The organism is Pontibacter sp. GD7 (assembly GCF_058216375.1).
The window spans coordinates 75253-94781 of sequence record NZ_JBYZMP010000013.1 but is presented as its reverse complement, the minus strand read 5'-3'; the positions used below and the strand labels follow the sequence as shown (position 1 = coordinate 94781).

Below are 19529 nucleotides of genomic sequence, written 5' to 3'. Positions count from 1 at the left end.
AAGCTTAAGTTTGCACCCCTAAAGCATTCTTTTGCCCTATGCCTTTTTCCGGATACCAGGTACCGCTACATCTTCAGAAGCTGGTATTTGTACTGTTGGTGTTCCTGCTGCTGTTCACATCCCTTTTTTCTTCGCCGATTGCCCTGGCAGCCGGCCTCGTGGTAGGTATACTTGTTGGCAATCCGTTTCAGGCAGCATCGGCCAAAGGCTCTAAATACGTGTTGCAGGCAGCTGTGGTGGGTCTGGGCTTCGGCATTAATCTCTACCAGGTAGCCGAAACAGGACTAAACGGCCTCGTGTACACATTTGCCTCGCTTGGTTTAACCATGGTACTGGGCCTGGTTCTGGGAAAGATGTTCGGCAACGCACCCAAATTAACACACCTCATCTCAGCCGGAACAGCCATCTGCGGTGGCAGCGCCATTGCAGCAGTAGCGCCGGCTATCAAAGCATCTGCAAAGGAAATTTCGGTGGCCCTGGGTATTGTGTTTATACTTAATGCGCTGGCTCTGTTTGTTTTTCCGGGTATTGGGGCCGCGTTACAACTCTCTCAGCAACAATTTGGCCTGTGGGCCGCCATAGCCATACACGATACCAGTTCGGTGGTTGGAGCCGCCAGCCGCTACGGCGACGAGGCCCTGCAACTGGCCACCACCCTGAAACTTACCCGCGCCCTCTGGATCGTGCCGCTGGTACTGGTGTCGGGTTTCCTGTTCAAATCTGAAGGCACAAAGGTCTCTCTTCCGCTGTTCATACTTTTGTTTATACTTGCCTCTGTGCTGGTTACCTTCGTGCCTGCCCTTGGCCAGGTAAGTCCGTTTATACTTTTCGGAGCCAAAAAAGCCTTGCTCCTCTCCCTATTTCTTATTGGCGCAAACCTGAACATGGCAACCATTCGCAGCATCAGCGCCAGGCCGTTTTACCAGGGTTTTATACTTTGGGTGCTGGTAGCCACCTCTTCTTTGCTGGTGATATATTTCCTGGCATAGCGCTTTCCTATCTTCAAGGTCAAGGGACTATACTTTCAGTATTAAATTGTACCGCTGTGTGTCAGCTACAATATCTTGTACTACTTTTTGCATGATTTAACCTAAAAAAGCCCCGATCCGGAACTATAACCATGCTAAGATTGTAAAGATTCTAATACATGAAATCATGTTCATGTATTACATATTTACCTTAATTACATTGCATGAGTACCTTAAAAGTTCGGGTGGATAAAAAGAAGTTGGAACGAGCGGCCTATGTTTTGAAGTGTGTGGCCCACCCGGTTCGAATAGGCATAATCGATCTGCTGGAGCAACGCGAGAGGCTTACAGTTTCTGAGATACAGCAAGTGCTGGATATCGAACAGTCATTGCTGTCGCATCACCTTACCAACATGCGCGATAAAGGCATCGTGGACACCCAGCGCGAAGGCAAGCGCGTATTCTACTTCCTGACCGATAACACCATCACCAATATTATTGGATGCATCAACAGTTGCAGGGTATTTTAAACCGCGTTATTTGCTACCTTTGGCCTGCGTTAACGTAACAATTGTGTAACTCCTATAAGCCATGAAAATGATCATCCTTAGCATATTGACTGCCCTAGTGCTGGGCTGCACCGAGCCACAGCAGGACGCTGTAAAGGTAAAGCAGCTTACCCCAAACGAGTTTAAGAAACAAAAGATGAGCAGCAAGGCAGTGTTGCTGGATGTGCGCACACCCGAAGAATTTGCTGCCGGGCATTTAGACGGAGCCGAAAACGTGGACTACCGTGGCGGCGACTTTGCCAGGGAACTGCAGAACTGGGACAAAGACAAAGTATACTACCTGTATTGCGCCTCCGGCAACCGAAGCGGCAAAGCGGCCGAACTGTTACGGGAGGCAGGCTTCAGGCACATCTATAATATTGGCGGTTACAACATGCTTAAAGAGGCCGGCGTGCCCACAGAAGGTGATACGGGCAACTAACGGAGCAATTTATACTTGATTTTTGCACTGCTTAAGGCTGCTTAAATTAAAATAGTACCCTCTGTTATATTACAGCTCAATTTAAATTGTACATTTGCAGCTCACGTTGAGCATTGTATGCCTATGCCATTTAAAATAATGTACCAGTCCGACTTTTACACCATAGAAGTTGATGTAGAAGGAAACCTGCTTCGGTCAAAGTGGCACAGACCTGTAAATGAACAAGAGTTAAAGGAAGGCACTATCAAACTATATGAGGTGCTGCTTGAGACCAAAGTTGAACGCGCTGTTGCCAATGGCCAGGAGATCGGTAGCATTCCTCCCGCTACAAAGGATTGGCTGTCTACCATATTTTACGAACTGCTTTCAAAGACCAACTTGAAAAGGCTGTCAAGGGTCTTACCTGCCAATGTATTTCAGCAGGTAACACTGGAGTCTGTAGTAACCCGTGCCGATGCATTAGGGTTTACTAAGTATGAGGTAAAAAGCTTTACAGACCCAAAGGAAGCGCTAAACTGGGCTTTAGAGTATAAACCCGTACTACAATAACCTACAAATTTCTTCACTCAAATAACCTTTAGTTATTTGCAATATCCCTATATCCTGATGTATCTTTAATCGGAATTGGAGATGAAGAAGTATGCGCGTATTACACACCTCAGACTGGCATTTGGGCCAGCGCCTCGTTAACCTCGAACGTACCGAAGAACACCAGCACTTCCTGAACTGGCTGCTGCAAACCATTGAGCAGGAGCAGGTAGAGGTATTGCTGATGTCCGGCGACGTATTTGATAGCGGTGCCCCTTCTAACACAGCCCTGAAACTGTATTACGACTTTCTCCGGAAAGTATGCGCTACCTGCTGCCGCCACATCATCATCACGGGCGGTAACCACGATTCCATCTCCACCCTGAATGCACCCAAAGAACTGCTCGAGTATTTTAATATACGGGTAGTAGGCGGTGCTTCCCCCGACCCACTCGACGAACTGATCGAACTACGCAACGACCAAGGTGAACTACAACTGGCAGTTTGCGCCGTGCCTTTTCTCCGTGACCGCGACGTGCGTTTATCAGTGCCCGGCGAAACCACTGAAGAGCGTGAGCAGCGCATTAAACAGGGCATCGCCGACCACTACCACGCCTTTGTGCCACACATCCAAAAGTATAAAGCGCAAAGTATACCGGTGGTAGCCATGGGCCATTTGTTTGCAGCCGGTGGTTCGGCCTCCGAAAGCGAAAAGGAGATACACGTAGGCAACCTGGGCCAGATCGGGGCCGACCAGTTTCCGAAGGAGTTTGACTATGTTGCCCTTGGCCACCTGCACAGGCCACAAATGGTAAACAAATCGCACCACATCCGGTATTCCGGCTCCCCTATCCCGCTAAGCTTTAGCGAAGTAGCCGATACCAAGGTAATTTTTATACTTGATTTTGAGGAGGGTAAACTAACTAACCTGCGCGAGGTGGAAATACCCTGCTGCCGCAAACTGGTGCGCTTTAAAGGAGATCTGGAAAAGGTAAAAACCCAGATCGCGGTGTACGACAACTGCAACTATACTTTAACCGCCTGGGCCGAACTGCAGGTAGAACTGGAGGCTCCCCTCCCCGACCTGAACCAGCAACTGGAAGAGATACTGAAGCTGAAGGAAAGTGAATTGCAATTGCTCATACACAGGCCCCCGATCATAAAAAAAAACCGACAGACTTTAGAGCAGCAGGTCCAGGAAGAAGCCGACCTGCATGTGCTCACCGAAAAAGACGTGTTTCTGAAACGCTGCCAAAATCAATACCCGGACAGCGATCATACTGAGTTAGTGGCTACTTTCTCGGAGTTGCTGGAGCTGATGCGGGAGGAGCAGGAGAGTTAGAAATGACCTCGCAGCGTGCGCAGCTCCTGCGAGTGTCTGAATTTTGAATGAGTGCATGAGTGAATGAGTGAATATTTATGTACCCAATCCTTCTAGCCCACTAAGTCTCTAACAGTTCAGACGCTCGCAGGACCTTCGGACGCTGCGAGGTCATTAAATTACCAATAACAAACAACCAGTAACCAATTACACCCCATGAAAATCCTTGCTGTACGTTTCCAGAACCTGAACTCGCTGAAAGGAGAGCATGAGATCCGTTTCGACGAAAGCCCTTTGGCGGAGGCTGGATTGTTTGCGATAACCGGCCCAACGGGTGCAGGCAAAACCACCATTCTGGATGCGATAACGGTTGGACTTTATGGCAGGGTGCACCGCCATAACGAAGATAAACCGCTGGAACTCATGACGCGCCACACCGCAGAGAGTACTTCGGAAGTAGAGTTTGAAGCCAACGGCAAATGCTATCGCAGCAAATGGCAAATCCGCAGGAGCCGTGGTAAGCTGGACGGGAAGATACAGGCGGTGCACATGGAGCTCTGCGACCTGGAAGACGATAAGCCATTCGACTTAAAGCCGAGCCAGGTACCGGATAAGGTGGCAGAGCTTTGCGGACTGGACTACAGCCAGTTTCTGCGTTCGGTAATGCTATCGCAAGGCGATTTTGCCCGCTTTCTGAAAGCAACCCAAAGTGAGCGCAGCAACCTGTTAGAGAAGATCACCGACACCGGCATTTATTCTGAGATATCGAAGTTTGCCTTTGAGAAAGCTAAAACTGAACGTCTGAAGCGTGAAGAACTGGAGGCTAAACTAAACAATGTGCAGCTACTCACCGAGGAGCAGTTACAGGCCTACCAGCAAAGTATAAGCGAGCTTACTTCCCAGGAAAGTATACTTCAGGCGGAGTTGAACGCACTTCAGGAAAAGGCACAGTGGCTAAAGCAAATAGAGGGTCTAGAGCTAAAGCAGCAGCAACACAAGCAGGCCTTACAAGTACAGGAACAGAAACTTGAAGCCCTGCAACCTGATTTTCTGAAACTACAGCACCATGAACAGGCACACCAGTTTGTTGGCGAGCTGGCCGAGATAAAAAGCATGAACGGTAAGGTGGCTGAAGTACATCAACAGTTACTCGTACTAGAGAAGCAGATCCCTACCCTGGAAACTGAACTGGAGGCAGCTGGCAAACTGGCCATGGAGGCATCCAAAGCGCAACAGGAACAAGAGCAGGCCTTGCAGCAACTGGAACCAAAGCTGGCAGAAGTAAGCAAGCTGGATCACCAGCTTCGCAGCATCCGGGAATCATACAGCAGAAACAAAACGGCTTACGTGGCCTTTGAGGAAGCGCTAAAGCAGGAGCAAAACCAGCTGCAGACCAAACAGCAGGAACTGGAAAAGCTTACTGAAGAAGCCACAAGTATAAAAAGCTGGCTGGAGCAGAACGCTAAGCTACAAGACCTGAAAGAGCACTTGCCGGAATTCAAAGCCACCCTGCGTGACCTGCAGGAAGCTGAGCTACGCATAAAGCGCAACCAGCACGAGCAACAGGAATTGCAGCAACTCCTGCAGCAGGAAACTTTGCAATTGGCCACACTGCAGGAAAATCAGCAAAAGCAGCAGGTCAAACAGGCAGAACTCCAGCAACAAAAAGAAGAAAAGCTAACGCAACTACAGGTCATACTTTCCGACAAAAGCATGGAGGACCTGGAGCAGGCGGCGCAAAGCCAGCCGGCCCTGGTGGCTAAGTATGAGCGCATGCTGGAGCTGGCAAGGCAACATGCAGCCTGTCAGCAAAAATTAGAAAGTATAACCACACAGCTTGCCAAGTATGCGCAGGAGCAGCAAAACCTGGAGATAAGTTTACAGGATACCAATGCAAAGTATAAACTGGCACAGGAACACCTGGAGGCGCTTCAGAAAGTAGTGGCTTTGCAGCAGCAGATGCTGCAATACGAGGAGGCACGCCATACCCTGCAGCAAAATGAGCCATGCCCCTTATGCGGTTCTCTGGAACACCCATTTGCCCACGGCAACTATACCATTGACTTGCCAGAGGAAGTAAAGAAACGTGACCAGCAGCAGGTACTCGTAAAAGAACTGGAGCAAAGTATAAACAAGCTGCAGCTGGCAATCAGTACCAACACGCAAAAGCAGCAACTGGATGCTGCCACTAAAACTGAAACCGAAGCTGAGGCTAAGCGCTTACTCAAATTGTTTGGACAGCTTTCAGATGAGCTTCCGCAAAGTATAAACATTACGGAGCCGGATAAACTTGCCGCAATATTGCAGGAGCAGCAGCAGTCTGTGGTTACCTTGCAGAAACAGCTATCCGATGTCCGTGCCCTGAGCCGCAGTCTGGAAAGTATAAGCCAACAGCAGCAACAACTACGTGAGGCCCAGGTACAGGCCCAGGCAAAGTATGAACAGGTGCAGCAAACGCAAAAACTGCAGCAAACCCAGCTCCGGAAGTTGCAACTTATACTTTCTGATGAGCAGGAACAATTACAGGTTCATACCCAAACCGCCGAATCGTTTGCAGTTGGCTATGGATTAAAGTATGATGCCGTGGCAAGGCAACAGCTATACTTACAGCTAGAGCAATTGGCCAACAGCTATGCGCAGAAGCAGCAAAAGCTGGAGGGCATGCGTGAGCAGTATGCCGCCACCAGGGAACAGGTAAAACACTTGCAGGAACGCACCAATGAAAAGCAGATCGAGCAGCAACAACGCCAGCAAGGGTTAAAAGAAGAGCATGACCAGCTTACTGCCCTCAAAACCGCACGCCATACTTTATTCGGCGACAAAGACCCGGAACAGGAACGTCAGCTGGCGCAGCGTGAGCTGAAGGCTAAAACCGTGCAGGCCGAGGAAGCCAGAAGCAAACAACAACAAAAACAACAAGAACTACAGGAAGCCAGAAACCGCCAGGCAGACTGCCACAACAGACACAAGCAAAACAAGTCGGTTCTGGATGAGTTGAGTGCCGGCCTATTGCGTGTATTACAGCAAAAAGGCATCGAAACCATTGAGGCTCTGAGCCAGATGCTGCTGAACCGCGACGAAGCCGACCGCCTGGCAAACCTGAAAGCCCAGACCGAAAAGCACCTGACCGAACTGCGCAAAAGTATAAGCGATGTAGCGCAAGAACTGGCTCAACTGAAAGCCAAAGAAATAACCCAGGAAAGTATAGACAGCCTGCAAAAACAGCACAAAAAATGCACTGATGAGGTACGTGATCTCATAGAGAAACGTGCCCGCCACCAACAGTTGTTGGAGCAGGATGCACAGCAGCGCGACAAAAACAAGGAACTGGCAGAGCAGCTACACTTACAGCAGCAGGTATACCAACGCTGGGCAAACCTGGCCGACCTGATAGGCTCAGGTGATGGTACCAAGTTCAGTAAGTTTGCCCAAGGCTTAACACTGGCACGTTTGGTAGAGTTGGCCAACCGCCACCTGCAAAAACTCAACGACCGCTACCGCATCCTAAAGTCCTCAACCGACGACCTGGAACTGCTGATTGTGGACACCTACCAGGCCGAAGCCATTCGCCCGATGAACACCTTATCGGGTGGCGAGAGCTTCCTCGTTAGCCTTGCCCTGGCTTTGGGTCTCTCCGACCTGGCCGGCCGCCGCACCCAGATCAACTCGCTGTTCATCGATGAGGGCTTTGGCACACTGGACTCTGAAACATTGGATGCAGCGATATCTACTCTGGAAAACCTGCAGGCAAGTGGAAAGATGATCGGCATTATCTCGCACGTAGAGGCCTTGAAAGAACGCATCAGCACCCAGATAAAAGTACAGCGGATGCCGGGTGGGGTTAGCAAGGTTGAGGTTGTTTGTGGGTAATAGTATATTTTAGTACTGGGTACCTTGTCCAACCACCCCTGGCCCCTCCCCCGAAACAAGTCCGGGATCGTAGACTTATCTAAGGGAGAATTCTTTCATTACTCTGGTATAAGTATAAATCCTGTTGTTTCTGCATAACCTCCCTTCACACAAGATCCTTGACAGGATGACAAAAGGAAAAGTAGGATAGAAAAGAAGCAGTAAGAGCTAAGCCCCCTCTCCTGTTTTTAGGAGAGGGCTGGGGAGAGGTAAAGAATCCCCCGCCTTACAAGTCTACGATCCCGGACTTGTTTCGGGAGAGCGGCCAGGGGTGGTTGGATCCGGTACTGCTAGTCTCATCTTAAATGAACTGACTATATTTTTTTGGCGTTGTCCAAACCGTTGTTAATCTATAAAATTAACCTTGCCACCTACACATTCATGGTATTCATCTATTTCACAATTCTTTGTTTACATTTAATTGTATATTGAGCTTGACAAACTAAACTAACACCAGCTTATGAACTCACCATTATACAACACAGGCCGGCGATGGAAGAAATCGCTGCTGGTACTTTGTTCGCTTGGTTTAATGCTGGAGCCAGCCATGGCCCAGGATGCTGCTAAAACCGAAAAGGACAAGGATAAAAAAGAGAAAAAAGACCTCCCCCTGGAAGGCACTCGCAAAGTAAAGATCAACACCACAGAGGGTTCCTGGTTATCCCTGGATGTGAGCCCGGACGGCAGTAAGCTGTTATTCGACATGCTGGGCGATTTATACTTGCTTCCGATTAGTGGTGGCAAGGCCGAGCAGCTTACCTCTGGCATGTCCTTCGATACGCAGGGTCGCTTTAGCCCGGATGGCAAGTCTATTGTTTTCATCTCCGACAGAGATGGTGCAGACAACGTCTGGACGATGGATTTGGGCACGAAAAAGGCGAAGCAGATCAGCAAGAGCAAAAACGAAAACTTCCAGTCAGCGGAGTGGACGCCGGATGGTGAGTATATCATCGCCTCTAAAGGACGCCGTAACCTGAAGCTGCACATGTACCACAAAGATGGTGGCTCTGGCGCTGAGCTTATCAGCAAACCGGACAACCTTAAAACTGTAGAGCCTGCGTTCGGACCAAACAGCCGTTACATCTGGTTCTCGCAGCGCACAGGTGCCTGGAACTACAACGCACAACTACCACAGTACCAATTAGCCACCTACGACCGTGAAACCGGCGATATTGATACCAAAACATCACGCTACGGTTCTGCCTTTACTCCCACCCTATCACCGGACGGAAACTGGCTGGTATACGGTACACGCTACAATAACCAAACAGGCCTGGTAGCTCAAAACCTAAAAACAGGTGAAGAAAAATGGCTGGCCTACCCGGTACAACGCGACGAGCAGGAGTCTATCGCTCCGCTTGGAGTATTACCTGCCATGTCGTTTACCCCGGATAGCAAAAACCTGATCGCTTCTTATGGCGGTAAGATCTACAGTCTGCCGGTTGCGGGTGGCCCATCCAAAGAGATAGCTTTCCAGGTAGATACTGAAATTGAAGTTGGCCCTAAGCTTGACTTTAAATTCCCGATAAAAGACGATAAGATGATGACCGTAACCCAGATCAGGGATGCGGTAATGTCGCCGAACGGGAAGCAACTGGCCTTTACTGCCCTTGACAAGCTTTATGTAATGGACTACCCAGGCGGCACGCCTAAACGTTTGACAGATGCCAGCTACACAGAAGCCCAGCCAGCCTGGTCGCCGGATGGCAAGCAACTGGCTTATGTAACCTGGGAAGACAAAAAAGGCGGTGCTATTTACAAGATAAACGCGAATGGCAAAGGCAAACCAACGAAAGTAACCATCGAGAACGCTATTTTCCAGGACCCGGTGTGGTCGCCGGATGGTAGCAAGATCGTGTTCATTAAAGGCTCAGCACAGGCTTACCGCGAGGCAGAAGGCCCGGGTGCATTTGCATCGAGGCTGAACATTAACTGGGTATCTGCTAAAGGTGGCGAAACGAACTACATTGCAAAGGCAAACGTGGGCTCTAAGCCGCACTTTGTAAAAGGCGATGACCGCATTTACCTGTACAACGGCAGCGATGGCCTTATCTCGATCCGTTGGGATGGCACGGATAAAAAGTCATACTTGCAGGTAAAAGGCATTACTACCTATGGCTCTGTGGAGGATATGATCGAGGAGGAAATGAACCACAACATGCACCTGGAAGAGCGTGAGCCACAGCAGAAACCATCAACGGCCTCTACTGTTATCAAGGCACCTGTAGGCGACAAAGCCCTTGCCCTGATCAACAACGAGATCTATGTGGTAACCATACCGGAGAAAGGTGGCGATACGCCTAGCATTTCAGTGGCCGATGTGGCGAACTCCGCTTTCCCGAGCTGGAAGCTGACAGAAATTGGTGGTCAGTTCCCGAGCTGGTCTGCTGATGGCAAAACAGTTTACTGGTCTATCGGTAACGGCTTCTTCGCTTATAACCTCGACGAGGCAAAGGCTAAAAAAGAAGAGCTGGAACTGAAGAAGGAAGCTGAAAAAGCAAAAGCCGAGGCCAATAAGGACGAAGCGAAAAAAGACGAGACTAAGAAAGAAGAAGCTAAAAAGGACGAAGGGTACAAGCCAGCTGAGACTAAGATTGCCATACAGGTAGAGCGTGACATTCCTCAGGGTACTATCCTGTTGCAGGGTGGCCGCATCATTACCATGAACGGCGACCAGGTAATCGAAAACGGTGACATCCTGATCGAGAATAACCGCATCAAAGCTGTTGGCCCAACTGGTACACTTACTGTACCAAACGGCGCTAACGTAGTGGATGTAAAAGGCAAAACCATTACGCCTGGCTTTATCGACACGCACGCGCACATGTGGCCGCGTTGGGGCGTACACACCAACCAGGTATGGATCTATGCCGCTAACCTGGCCTACGGAGTAACCACCACCCGCGACCCGCAAACTGCCACTACCGACGTACTTACCTATGCCGACATGGTGGACGCGGGTAAGATGATCGGACCAAGAGTATACTCTACCGGCCCTGGTGTTGGCTACTGGTCTTATAACCTGAAGAGCCTGGACCACGCCAAACAGGTGTTAAAACAGTACTCTGAGTACTACAACACCAAGACCATCAAAATGTACCTAGTAGGCAACCGCCAGCACCGCCAGTGGATCATAATGGCAGCGAAAGAGCAAGGCTTGTTACCGACAACAGAAGGTGGCCTTGACTTTAAACTGAACATGACACAGACAATCGACGGTTATCCAGGTCATGAGCACTCGTTCCCGATCTACCCGCTGTACAAGGATGTGGTTGATCTTGTGGCGAAGTCTCAGATGACCTATACCCCGACGTTGCTTGTATCTTATGGTGGTCCTTGGGCTGAGAACTACTACTATGCCACAGAAGATGTGATCGGTGATAAAAAGCTGAACTACTTCACTCCTAAGTCTGAACTGGACTCGAAGGCAAGACGCAGACCAGGATGGTTTGCCAAAGAAGAGCACATCTTCGATCGCCATGCCGAGTTTGTTGATAAGCTGGTGAAAGCCGGTGGTTTGGCTGGCGTTGGATCGCATGGCCAGTTGCAGGGCCTTGGTTACCACTGGGAGCTTTGGTCGATGCAGGCTGGCGGCATGAGCAACCTGGATGCACTTAAAACTGCAACCATACTTGGTGCTAAAGGCTTAGGGCTGGACGGTGACCTGGGTTCTATTGAAGGCGGTAAACTTGCCGACCTGGTAATTATGGACCAGAACCCGTTGGAAAATATCCGTAACACCAACACGGTGAAGTATGTGATGCGCAACGGCCGCCTGTACGAAGCCAGCACACTGGACGAACTGGCACCAACCAAGCGCAAAGCACCTAGTTTCGATTGGCACAGCGCACAGCCTGTAGGTGTGCCTGGTATTCAACAGTAATATTTTTTCCCATAGTTAAAAAGTCCTCTTGCTAACCTGGCAAGGGGACTTTTTCTTTTACTGGCACGTTGAGTAAAGTATACTATCTTTGTTAAAAGCGTTCGGAGCTATACTTTATACTTTCCATCACACCTATACTTACACGCATGAAAAAGCTGCTATACTTCCCTCTACTATTAAGTTTATCGCTGGGTGCCACAGCCTGCCAGCAGGACCACCGCGACGCACAAGAGCAGTTCAGGGAACGGCAGGAAGCCATACTTGAGCGTGACGAAGCGCAGGAAGAGGAAATCGACACGGCTGATTTTGAGGTAACAGAAGAACCTGTTGTAGACGAACAGGCTCCGGCCAAACCCTCTACCACAGCCGGCGATAAGGTAGTTGGTGTGAAGGATGGAGATACTGTGGTGCTGCTGAGAAACGGTGAAGAAGTAACCGTGCGCTTGTTTGGTGTGGACACCCCAGAGAAGAACCAGGCATTCGGACAAAAGGCAAAGCAGTTTACCTCTGATATGGTGTTTGGCAAACAGGTACGCCTGATCGTGCACAACAAAGACCGCTACGGCCGCACTGTGGGCACCATTATACTTCCTGATGGCCGCAACTTGAACGAGGAGCTGATCAAGAGTGGTTTTGCATGGCATTACAAGGCTTACTCCAAGGATGTGAACCTTGCAAACGCAGAGGCAGATGCACGTCGTTTTAAGCGTGGTCTTTGGGCAGACCCTAATCCCGTTGCACCCTGGGATTTCAGGAAAAATAAAACCGGCGGCACCTCAACTTCAACCCCTACTCAAAAAACAATGACTCCCGTGCCATCCGGAGCAACAAAGCGCACAGTTTACCTGTGCAACAGCGATGGTTCGGAGGTTTACCATCTGGATAAAACCTGCTATACGCTTAAGCGCTGCAAGGCAGAGGTGCTGGCCGTAACAGAAGCTGCCGCCATCAGAGAATATGACCGACGGCTTGACAAAACCTGTAGCAATTAACCTCCCTTTTTGTACATTTATCAAAAATAAGTCATCATATGAAAACCACCCTATCAAAACAACTTAGCAACACTGTAAAGGCATTCGCATTTATACTTATACTTGGCAGTGCTTCCATGGCTTGCCAGCAAAATACGGAGCAGCAGGAAGAGGAAGAGACTAGTGCAACGGCAGCACCGGCTACAGAAGCAACACAGGTAGTGGATAAACGCCCTGCACCAGAGTTTTTTGTTATACCTGAAGAGATGACCAAAAATCGTGTCTGGATCTGCGAGAACAATACAGCCGATATCTTCCATGTAAAACACGACTGCCCAGTGTTGCTGGAGTGCAAAGGCAATGGCACATTCCGAAACATCACGTTACCGAAAGCCATTGAATTTTATGGCCGCTACAACTGCCAGGTATGCGCCAAAGACATGGATGTGATTTTTGATGAGGATGCTGTAAGGATGGAGACTGGCTTTGGCCAGCAGCGGTAGGTTTAGGGTATAGTATAATTCATCTGCTACTGATTGTCATCCCCCTACCCCCAAGGGGGACTTTCCTGGAATGTAATTTTTAAATTAAATTGGTTTACATTTAACGAAAAAGTCCCCCTTGGGGGTAGGGGCCCTCGTCAAAGAAGGGGGTAGGGGGATGTTTTACATCTAAGAGTGAGTATCTACAAAAGCCAGTAACTAAAAATGTGTTGCGTTTTATTTAGCACAACGGGGTTATACTTAAAAGCCTTGGAATTATATTACTGATTAAAATAACACTCAGCACTGTTTTATACTTTCTTCCCCTGCAGCACAAGTAGCGGCACTTCTGCCTGATAGGTCATTTTTTCGGCGAGGCTTTGGGAGAAGAGGTTTTTCAAAAAACCTTTTTCTTTGCGGAGCACAGCCAGTATACTTCCATTCTCACGCACAAAATACTCTTTCAATCCTTCATCGGCGCGTTTACTGATTATTTCCTGGAAGCGCATCGGCACACCTGGGTATACCTGTTGTAGTTCCTGCAATAGTGCTTGTCCTTTGGCAGTTTCTTCAGCGTCTGTTTCTTTCACCACATGCACAACATCAATGTTCGCATTAAATAAGCTGCCCAACTCAATTACCTTCGCCATTGCCTCTCTGTCTCCTGGCGCAAAGTCTGTTGCGTAGATAATCTTCTGAACACCCTGCCATGCAGCAATACTGGGAATAGATAAAACCGGGGATTTTACCTCTTCAATTACAGCCTCTGTGTTACTCCCGATCAAAAGCTCTTCCATGGTGTTGTCACAGCCGGTGGTGCCCATTACCACCAGGTCGTAGCCTTCGCGCTTGGTCAAGTGTTCGGTTACGTCCGTAAGCAAGGCCTCTTTCAGCACAAAGTCGCAGGTAAAATTGCCAGCCTGGTTGGCTCCGTGGGTTTCCTCTATCTGGCGGCACATTGATTTTAGTTTTTCGCCGGCATCACGCATTTGCTCGCCAAGCAACTCACTGGCTACAAGGGCGGTTTCGGAGGTATCCACTATAGGCAGGTGCACCACATGGATCAGGGTAAGATGACCGCCGGCGCGTTGTGCAATGTTAGTGGCAAATTCTATGGCTTTACTGGCTGTTTTGGAGAAGTCGGTAGGGCAAAGGATCTTTTTCATATCGGCTTGCTGTGGATGCTATATCTTGGTTTTTCGATGTATACGTGAACACGAAGATAGAGTATAGAACCTGCTCCGAAACTGACTTTAATCACTGAAATTAACAGCTTATGTCATACATTTACAGTTACTGCGTACGGTTCAGTTCTTTTACCTCCTGCCAGCTCCAGTCATACTTGGGCTGTATGTGCTCGTAGGCTTTGGCAAAGTATAAAATCACCTCCTGCTTCAGCTGCTCCACCGGTATCGACGAAGTATAAATTTCCCGCTCTGTAGGGTTGGCATAAGTATCTGCCCGGTTCAGGTTATCCCCTTCCAGGCGCAAAATCGGGCCGGTTTCAGTAATGCTATCGAAGGTCCAGCGGTAGCCGCTTTGCTCCAGGTTGTTTAGCCGCTCTGCCAAAGGCGCCATGCTAATGCGCGGCAAAGTAGGCCGTGATGCCATATCTACCCAGGTGGTATACTTATACTCAAGTTCGTAGCGGTTATGTTCGTAGCAACTCAGCACTATGTCAAAGCCCTGGGTGCGGCTAAACAGGGCATAATAGTGGATCGGGTGCGGTGTTTCGATGATGATCAGCCCGATCTCCGGCTTTCGGGTAAGTTTGGTTTCTGGCTTATACATATCCCGGTAACCAAGCAGCACGCTGCCCACCTCTTCTTCCCAGGCACCTTTCTCCCAGTCCGGGTCCTGTAGCACACGGCTAAACTCACGCAAAAAGTATTCGAACTTGCGGGTACATTGCTGCACTTCCTTCTCCTCCATTTCATCGGCTTCGAATGGCCTGTAGAAAAGCTCTTTCTCTTTGGCATTTATCCAGCACACCAGTTTCAGGGCCTCTCCTGCCAGCGGATGGTTCAGGTCCAGTTCCCTGAAGTCGCCGATCAGGGCCATTTGCCTAAGCAGCTCCTCATTCTCCAGTGCTTTTTCCGGATTTAGTAAAGCCCAAACGCCTACAAACCCGTCAATATCAAAATGGTTTGCCGTTACAAAAGGCTGGTCCAGTTCAAGTAGTTGCTGGCGCATGGCATTTAGCACGATGGCTGCGCTGGTGTCGTCTTTTATACTTTGCGGCGTGGGTGCGCCCTTCCAATGCGACAGCATAAAGCCCTTTGGGTGGGTACTGTCTACTACAATGGCGTTGTGCTTTTTGAGTTCAGAAAACGGAATGTAAGTTCGCTTTTGCATGGTTAAAGGTAAGCAGAAATGTAAGCCCGGTAAAGTATTACTGAATTTGTATAATGATTATACTACCTGCGCCTGTTTTTGCCACGACGGTTGGCAATACGTTCCACACGCTTGTTCTTTACCCACGTCAGGTACTTTTGTAATGGCTCTGCTTTCTGGAGAGCCTCAATGGTATTGTATTGCTGGGCTAGTTCCTGGTTACTGATGCGTAGGTGGATGGTGCTATGGCAGGGCTGGCACAGGTCGGCAGTGGCTCCGTAACGGCCTCCCTCCTCGCGGGGCACCAGGTGATGCCGCGATAGCTTTTGCACTTCGCGCCTGCACAGTTCGCATACCTGTTCTGTTTGTTTCCGCGCCATACTTTTAAGTATACTTTAATTACATCTGTTGTGATATAAGAAGCCTGATTAACTCAAGTTGCGGGATACGACAACAGTTTGATTACTGCTATGGGCAACCCTACCCCCCAATGCCGTCAGCTTAAGCCAAAAGCTCTTTCGGACATCTTTGTCCGAAAGTAAAACTGCCAGGGGACATCCTTGTCCCCGTATTCTCTAACGCGGACAAGGATGTCCGCATCAGCTTTGTGTAGTTCTTAAACTGATAGCATTTTCCTCGGCCCCCAAAACAATGAGGGAATTTGCGAACGATTGACACACCCCTACCCCTCTCAAGAGGGGAATTTTAACCGCGTATGTAATTCCCCTCTTTTGCGGGATCTGCGACTCGTGATTGGTTCTAGCTGGGCCTTCCAATGACTGCGCCCGGGACAGGCTGGCCTAGTTGGATTGCAAATCCAACGATATGACAAGTCACGGATCACAGATCCGCGCCAGCACGAGTACTCCCCTCCTGTTATTAGGAGGGGCCGGGGGAGGTTAAAACTCCCCTCTTCAGAACAGGGCTACCCGGTTTACAAAAAAAAGCGGACCATATTTAACATGGGGTCCGCTTTGTAGTTTACTACCTTACAGACGAAGGCCTATAGGTGAAAATTCTTTCGTAATTCGTGCGAGTAGTAGTGCTTACAGTTTTTAAGGATCTGTAATGCATCCCGAAGTTCATCAGGCTCGGCGCTTTTAAGCAGATAGCCATGTACGCCCTCTTCTAAAAGCTTTTCTACCAGCGACTCCTCGCCATACATAGACACGATCAGAATTTTAACCTCCGGGTATTTGCTGATCAGGTAACGTGCAGTGGCAATACCATCCATTTCAGGCATTTCCAGGTCCAGCATTACCACCTCAGGTAAATCATCTTCTATCTTATCGATTAGTTCGGCGCCGTTTGCCGCATCTGCGATAACATCTATTTCGGGGTAAGCCTTTAAAATTTCCAGAACGCCTTTCCTGAAAAGCGTGTGGTCGTCGGCGATTGCGAGTTTAAGTGGCTGATATTCCATTATATAGCCTTTAAGTTTGTATAAATTTAAGAAATCGGAACAGATATTTCAGCTTTTGTGCCAGAATTTTGGGCGGATCGAAAAGCAAAGGTACCATTTAATAGGTTAATTCTCGCATGTAAATTAAGTAAGCCGAGGCCTTTGCTGCTGTTTTCTTGTGAGTTAAGTAGTTCTTGGTAGTTAAACCCCTTGCCGTTATCGGTGTAGGTCAGGTGCAGCTCATTATCAGAGAACTGCAGCTGAACGGATATTTTGGCAGCTTCGGCGTGTTTCAGGGTATTGTTCAGCAGTTCCTGTACCACGCGGTAAAGCGACAGTTCCAGTTTTGGGTCGATGCGCCTGTTAGCATCGTTGCAAATAAGCTCCATTTCGATGCCCGACGAAGCCGGCAAGGACCTTTTCATGGCATCCAAGGCCTGGGGCAGGCCCATTTTCTCCAGCACAACCGGCATCAGGCCATGCGATATACGCCGCACGTTGCCGATCACATCGTCAAGTGTGGATTTTATACTTAGCCCTTTGGTTTTATCCTCGAGTGGGGCAATAAGCTGGTGCACATTAAGCTTTACCAGTGCCAGGGTGGCCCCAACATCGTCGTGCAGGTCGCGGGCAACACGGCGGCGTTCTTCTTCCTGTGTCTGCAAGGTGGCATCGAGCACCTGGCGCTGCTTTAGCTCCTGCAACTCACGCAGTTGCACCTGGTGTTGCAGCATGCGGCGCTGGTACAGAAACACGAACAGAATAATGCCGATAGCCAATACTAGCAGTACAGGCGTGATGATGATCAGGGGTTCTAATGTTTTCATTTTTCGGAGGCCAGTTTCAGCACATACACCAAATTGATGTTAAAGAGTATGTTGAGTACTAAAATAACAGTAATACATATGCGTGCCGCATCATAAGACTCGGCAAGCGCATCGTTAAACAATCCCCACGACATTGATGTACCGGCCCTGTGAATCAACAGCCCGCAGCTTAGCAAAAAAACGGGATCGCGGTCGAGGTAAGTGATTTGCTGGTCTTTCGCAATTTTGTAAAAGTATAGTATGGCAAGACCTATTACCAACGTACTTTCAATAGTTTTTGCCAAAGCATTCACCTGTGTAATACCAACTCCGATTGTGGCATCCAGTACACTTATTATCAGAACTATAATACCTAACACAACTATAGTCTTCTTAAATAATGGCCTCCAAAAACTATGGTAGAATATGGCAGCTATACATATGAAATTGATCAGTGTATTCAGATGCGTCACCCATAAATTGTTTGTGGTTCCCAGAAATACAGTCAAATGGCCTAATAATTCTGAAAGAGCCAACGAAAAAACCAGTAAAGAAATAAGCCAAAAAAGTTTATTATACCTGGCTTTAAAATAGAAAATCAGGGCTGTGATTAATGGTAAAAGTATACTTAGCGACGACACATCTACCATCCACGGGTATACCTTCCGAAGAAAAAACTCCATTATCCGTTCAGGTCACCCCCTGTGCTGCAATCCGGTGGACATAATTTTGAACTGTCCATGATCAGATCTTCCATGTCATTGCCTTCAGCATCAGCGCCTACCAATACTAATTGCTTTTGCCCTTTCTCGTCGCGAGCGTAGTAGATGCGTATGCCCATGCAGCCGGGCTGCTCAAGTAACTGCTGTAATACTTCGCGGCCGTAAAAGTGCGCCTTTACCGTATTTCCGTTAGAGCCGGCATTGGCATTGCGGTAATTGGCTGTCCATTTAGCGGCTTGAGCACGATCGATCGGGCTTCCCTCGCTTCCGTTAAATTTTGGCATGGTCTGTTGTGTTTGTGGTTGGAATACGAAATATAGCTATTTTACTATTCTACCAAAAATTATTCACCAATTTGTGCCCTTCTCCATAAATCCTTAGCTTTAACCATATGGAAAACTATGATTTATACTTTGAAACCAACCGTAGCCTCTGGAACCAGAAAACCCCGGTACATGTAGCATCTGAGTTTTATGACATGCCTGCCTTCCTGGCCGGGAAAACCTCGCTAAACCAGATAGAGCTTTCTGAACTGGGCGATGTAGCCGGCAAAAGTATGTTGCACCTGCAATGCCACTTCGGGCAAGACTCGCTTTCCTGGGCCAGAATGGGTGCCCACGTTACCGGCATTGATATTTCGGACGAGGCCATAGCACAGGCCCAAAAGCTTAACGAACAGCTAGGCCTTGATGCCCGTTTTGTGCGCTCCAACCTCTACGACCTGAAGGAAAACTTGCAAGGTCAGTTCGACATTGTGTTTACCTCCTATGGCACCATCGGCTGGCTACCCGACCTCGACAAATGGGCCGACATCATCGACCATTTCCTGAAGCCTGGCGGCACCTTTTATATTGCCGAGTTCCACCCGGTGCTCTGGATGTTCGATGACTCTTTTAGCAAGATAGAGTACGCCTACCACAACACCTACGAGCCGATTATTACCGAAATGACAGGCACCTACGCCGATCGCGAAGCCCCGATTACGCACACCGAGTATGGCTGGAACCATGGCCTGGGCGAGGTGGTAACGGCACTTACCAGCCGCGGCATTTACCCGGAGTTCCTGCACGAGTTCCCCTACTCGCCTTACAACTGCTTCGCCAAACTGGCACAAGGCCCCGACGGCAACTGGCGCATTAAAGGCATGGAAGAGAAACTGCCGATGGTCTACTCGATCAAAGCCACAAAACAGGACCGGTAACTTGACCGGTGA

At 48.9% G+C, this 19529-nt stretch carries 17 protein-coding genes; 10 read left to right on the top strand and 7 right to left on the bottom strand.

The annotated features are described in order from the left end of the window. Positions 1–38: 38 nt before the first annotated feature. The 9 genes from AC4BAP_RS17205 (at position 39) to AC4BAP_RS17165 (ending at position 13073) form a co-directional block, all read left to right on the top strand. The gene (locus AC4BAP_RS17205; RefSeq protein ID WP_490583912.1) at positions 39–989 is read left to right on the top strand and encodes a YeiH family protein; all 951 of its coding nucleotides are present in this window, start codon (positions 39–41) and stop codon (positions 987–989) included. Between the two features lie 203 nt (positions 990–1192). Next, entirely contained in the window at positions 1193–1498 is a 306-nt protein-coding gene (locus AC4BAP_RS17200) for an ArsR/SmtB family transcription factor (RefSeq protein ID WP_490583911.1), read from the top strand. A gap of 61 nt (positions 1499–1559) precedes the next feature. Continuing rightward, a complete protein-coding gene (locus tag AC4BAP_RS17195; protein ID WP_490583910.1) occupies positions 1560–1958 on the top strand; it encodes a rhodanese-like domain-containing protein in 399 nt (132 codons plus the stop codon). 123 nt (positions 1959–2081) lie between these two features. Further along, complete coding sequence (locus AC4BAP_RS17190) at positions 2082–2507, top strand: hypothetical protein (protein ID WP_490583909.1); 426 nt, start codon at positions 2082–2084, stop codon at positions 2505–2507. A gap of 91 nt (positions 2508–2598) precedes the next feature. Further along, positions 2599–3828 carry an exonuclease SbcCD subunit D C-terminal domain-containing protein gene (locus AC4BAP_RS17185; RefSeq protein ID WP_490583908.1) on the top strand — a complete coding sequence of 410 codons (1230 nt, stop codon included), beginning with the start codon at positions 2599–2601 and terminating at the stop codon, positions 3826–3828. Between the two features lie 195 nt (positions 3829–4023). Next, complete coding sequence (locus tag AC4BAP_RS17180) at positions 4024–7677, top strand: SbcC/MukB-like Walker B domain-containing protein (protein ID WP_490583907.1); 3654 nt, start codon at positions 4024–4026, stop codon at positions 7675–7677. A gap of 499 nt (positions 7678–8176) precedes the next feature. Then, positions 8177–11599 carry an amidohydrolase family protein gene (locus tag AC4BAP_RS17175; RefSeq protein ID WP_490583906.1) on the top strand — a complete coding sequence of 1141 codons (3423 nt, stop codon included), beginning with the start codon at positions 8177–8179 and terminating at the stop codon, positions 11597–11599. Between the two features lie 146 nt (positions 11600–11745). Beyond that, the gene (locus tag AC4BAP_RS17170; RefSeq protein ID WP_490583905.1) at positions 11746–12591 is read left to right on the top strand and encodes a thermonuclease family protein; all 846 of its coding nucleotides are present in this window, start codon (positions 11746–11748) and stop codon (positions 12589–12591) included. A 38-nt stretch (positions 12592–12629) separates the two neighbouring features. Continuing rightward, positions 12630–13073, top strand: a complete 444-nt coding sequence (locus AC4BAP_RS17165) for a hypothetical protein (RefSeq protein WP_490583904.1) — start codon at positions 12630–12632, stop codon at positions 13071–13073. A 290-nt stretch (positions 13074–13363) separates the two neighbouring features. On the opposite strand, the gene AC4BAP_RS17160 is transcribed toward AC4BAP_RS17165, so the two are convergent. The 7 genes from AC4BAP_RS17160 to AC4BAP_RS17130 form a co-directional block, all read right to left on the bottom strand. Beyond that, on the bottom strand, positions 13364–14218 hold the full coding sequence (locus AC4BAP_RS17160; protein ID WP_490583903.1) for a universal stress protein: 855 nt from the start codon (positions 14216–14218) through the stop codon (positions 13364–13366). Positions 14219–14345: 127 nt separating this feature from the next. Beyond that, positions 14346–15407 carry a DUF6687 family protein gene (locus tag AC4BAP_RS17155; protein ID WP_490583902.1) on the bottom strand — a complete coding sequence of 354 codons (1062 nt, stop codon included), beginning with the start codon at positions 15405–15407 and terminating at the stop codon, positions 14346–14348. A 62-nt stretch (positions 15408–15469) separates the two neighbouring features. Then, the gene (locus AC4BAP_RS17150; RefSeq protein WP_490583901.1) at positions 15470–15766 is read right to left on the bottom strand and encodes an HNH endonuclease; all 297 of its coding nucleotides are present in this window, start codon (positions 15764–15766) and stop codon (positions 15470–15472) included. Positions 15767–16389: 623 nt separating this feature from the next. Further along, positions 16390–16809, bottom strand: a complete 420-nt coding sequence (locus AC4BAP_RS17145; protein ID WP_490583900.1) for a response regulator — start codon at positions 16807–16809, stop codon at positions 16390–16392. Between the two features lie 26 nt (positions 16810–16835). After that, complete coding sequence (locus AC4BAP_RS17140) at positions 16836–17615, bottom strand: sensor histidine kinase (RefSeq protein ID WP_490583899.1); 780 nt, start codon at positions 17613–17615, stop codon at positions 16836–16838. Then, positions 17612–17899, bottom strand: a complete 288-nt coding sequence (locus tag AC4BAP_RS17135; RefSeq protein ID WP_490583898.1) for a hypothetical protein — start codon at positions 17897–17899, stop codon at positions 17612–17614. Before AC4BAP_RS17135 ends, AC4BAP_RS17140 begins: the two co-directional genes overlap by 4 nt. 377 nt (positions 17900–18276) lie before the next feature. Next, positions 18277–18600: a hypothetical protein gene (locus tag AC4BAP_RS17130; RefSeq protein ID WP_490583897.1), complete on the bottom strand. Its 324-nt coding sequence runs from the start codon at positions 18598–18600 to the stop codon at positions 18277–18279. 107 nt (positions 18601–18707) lie between these two features. Here AC4BAP_RS17130 and AC4BAP_RS17125 point away from each other — a divergent pair, with 107 nt between their 5' ends. Continuing rightward, on the top strand, positions 18708–19517 hold the full coding sequence (locus tag AC4BAP_RS17125) for a class I SAM-dependent methyltransferase (RefSeq protein WP_490583896.1): 810 nt from the start codon (positions 18708–18710) through the stop codon (positions 19515–19517). Positions 19518–19529 lie beyond the last annotated feature (12 nt).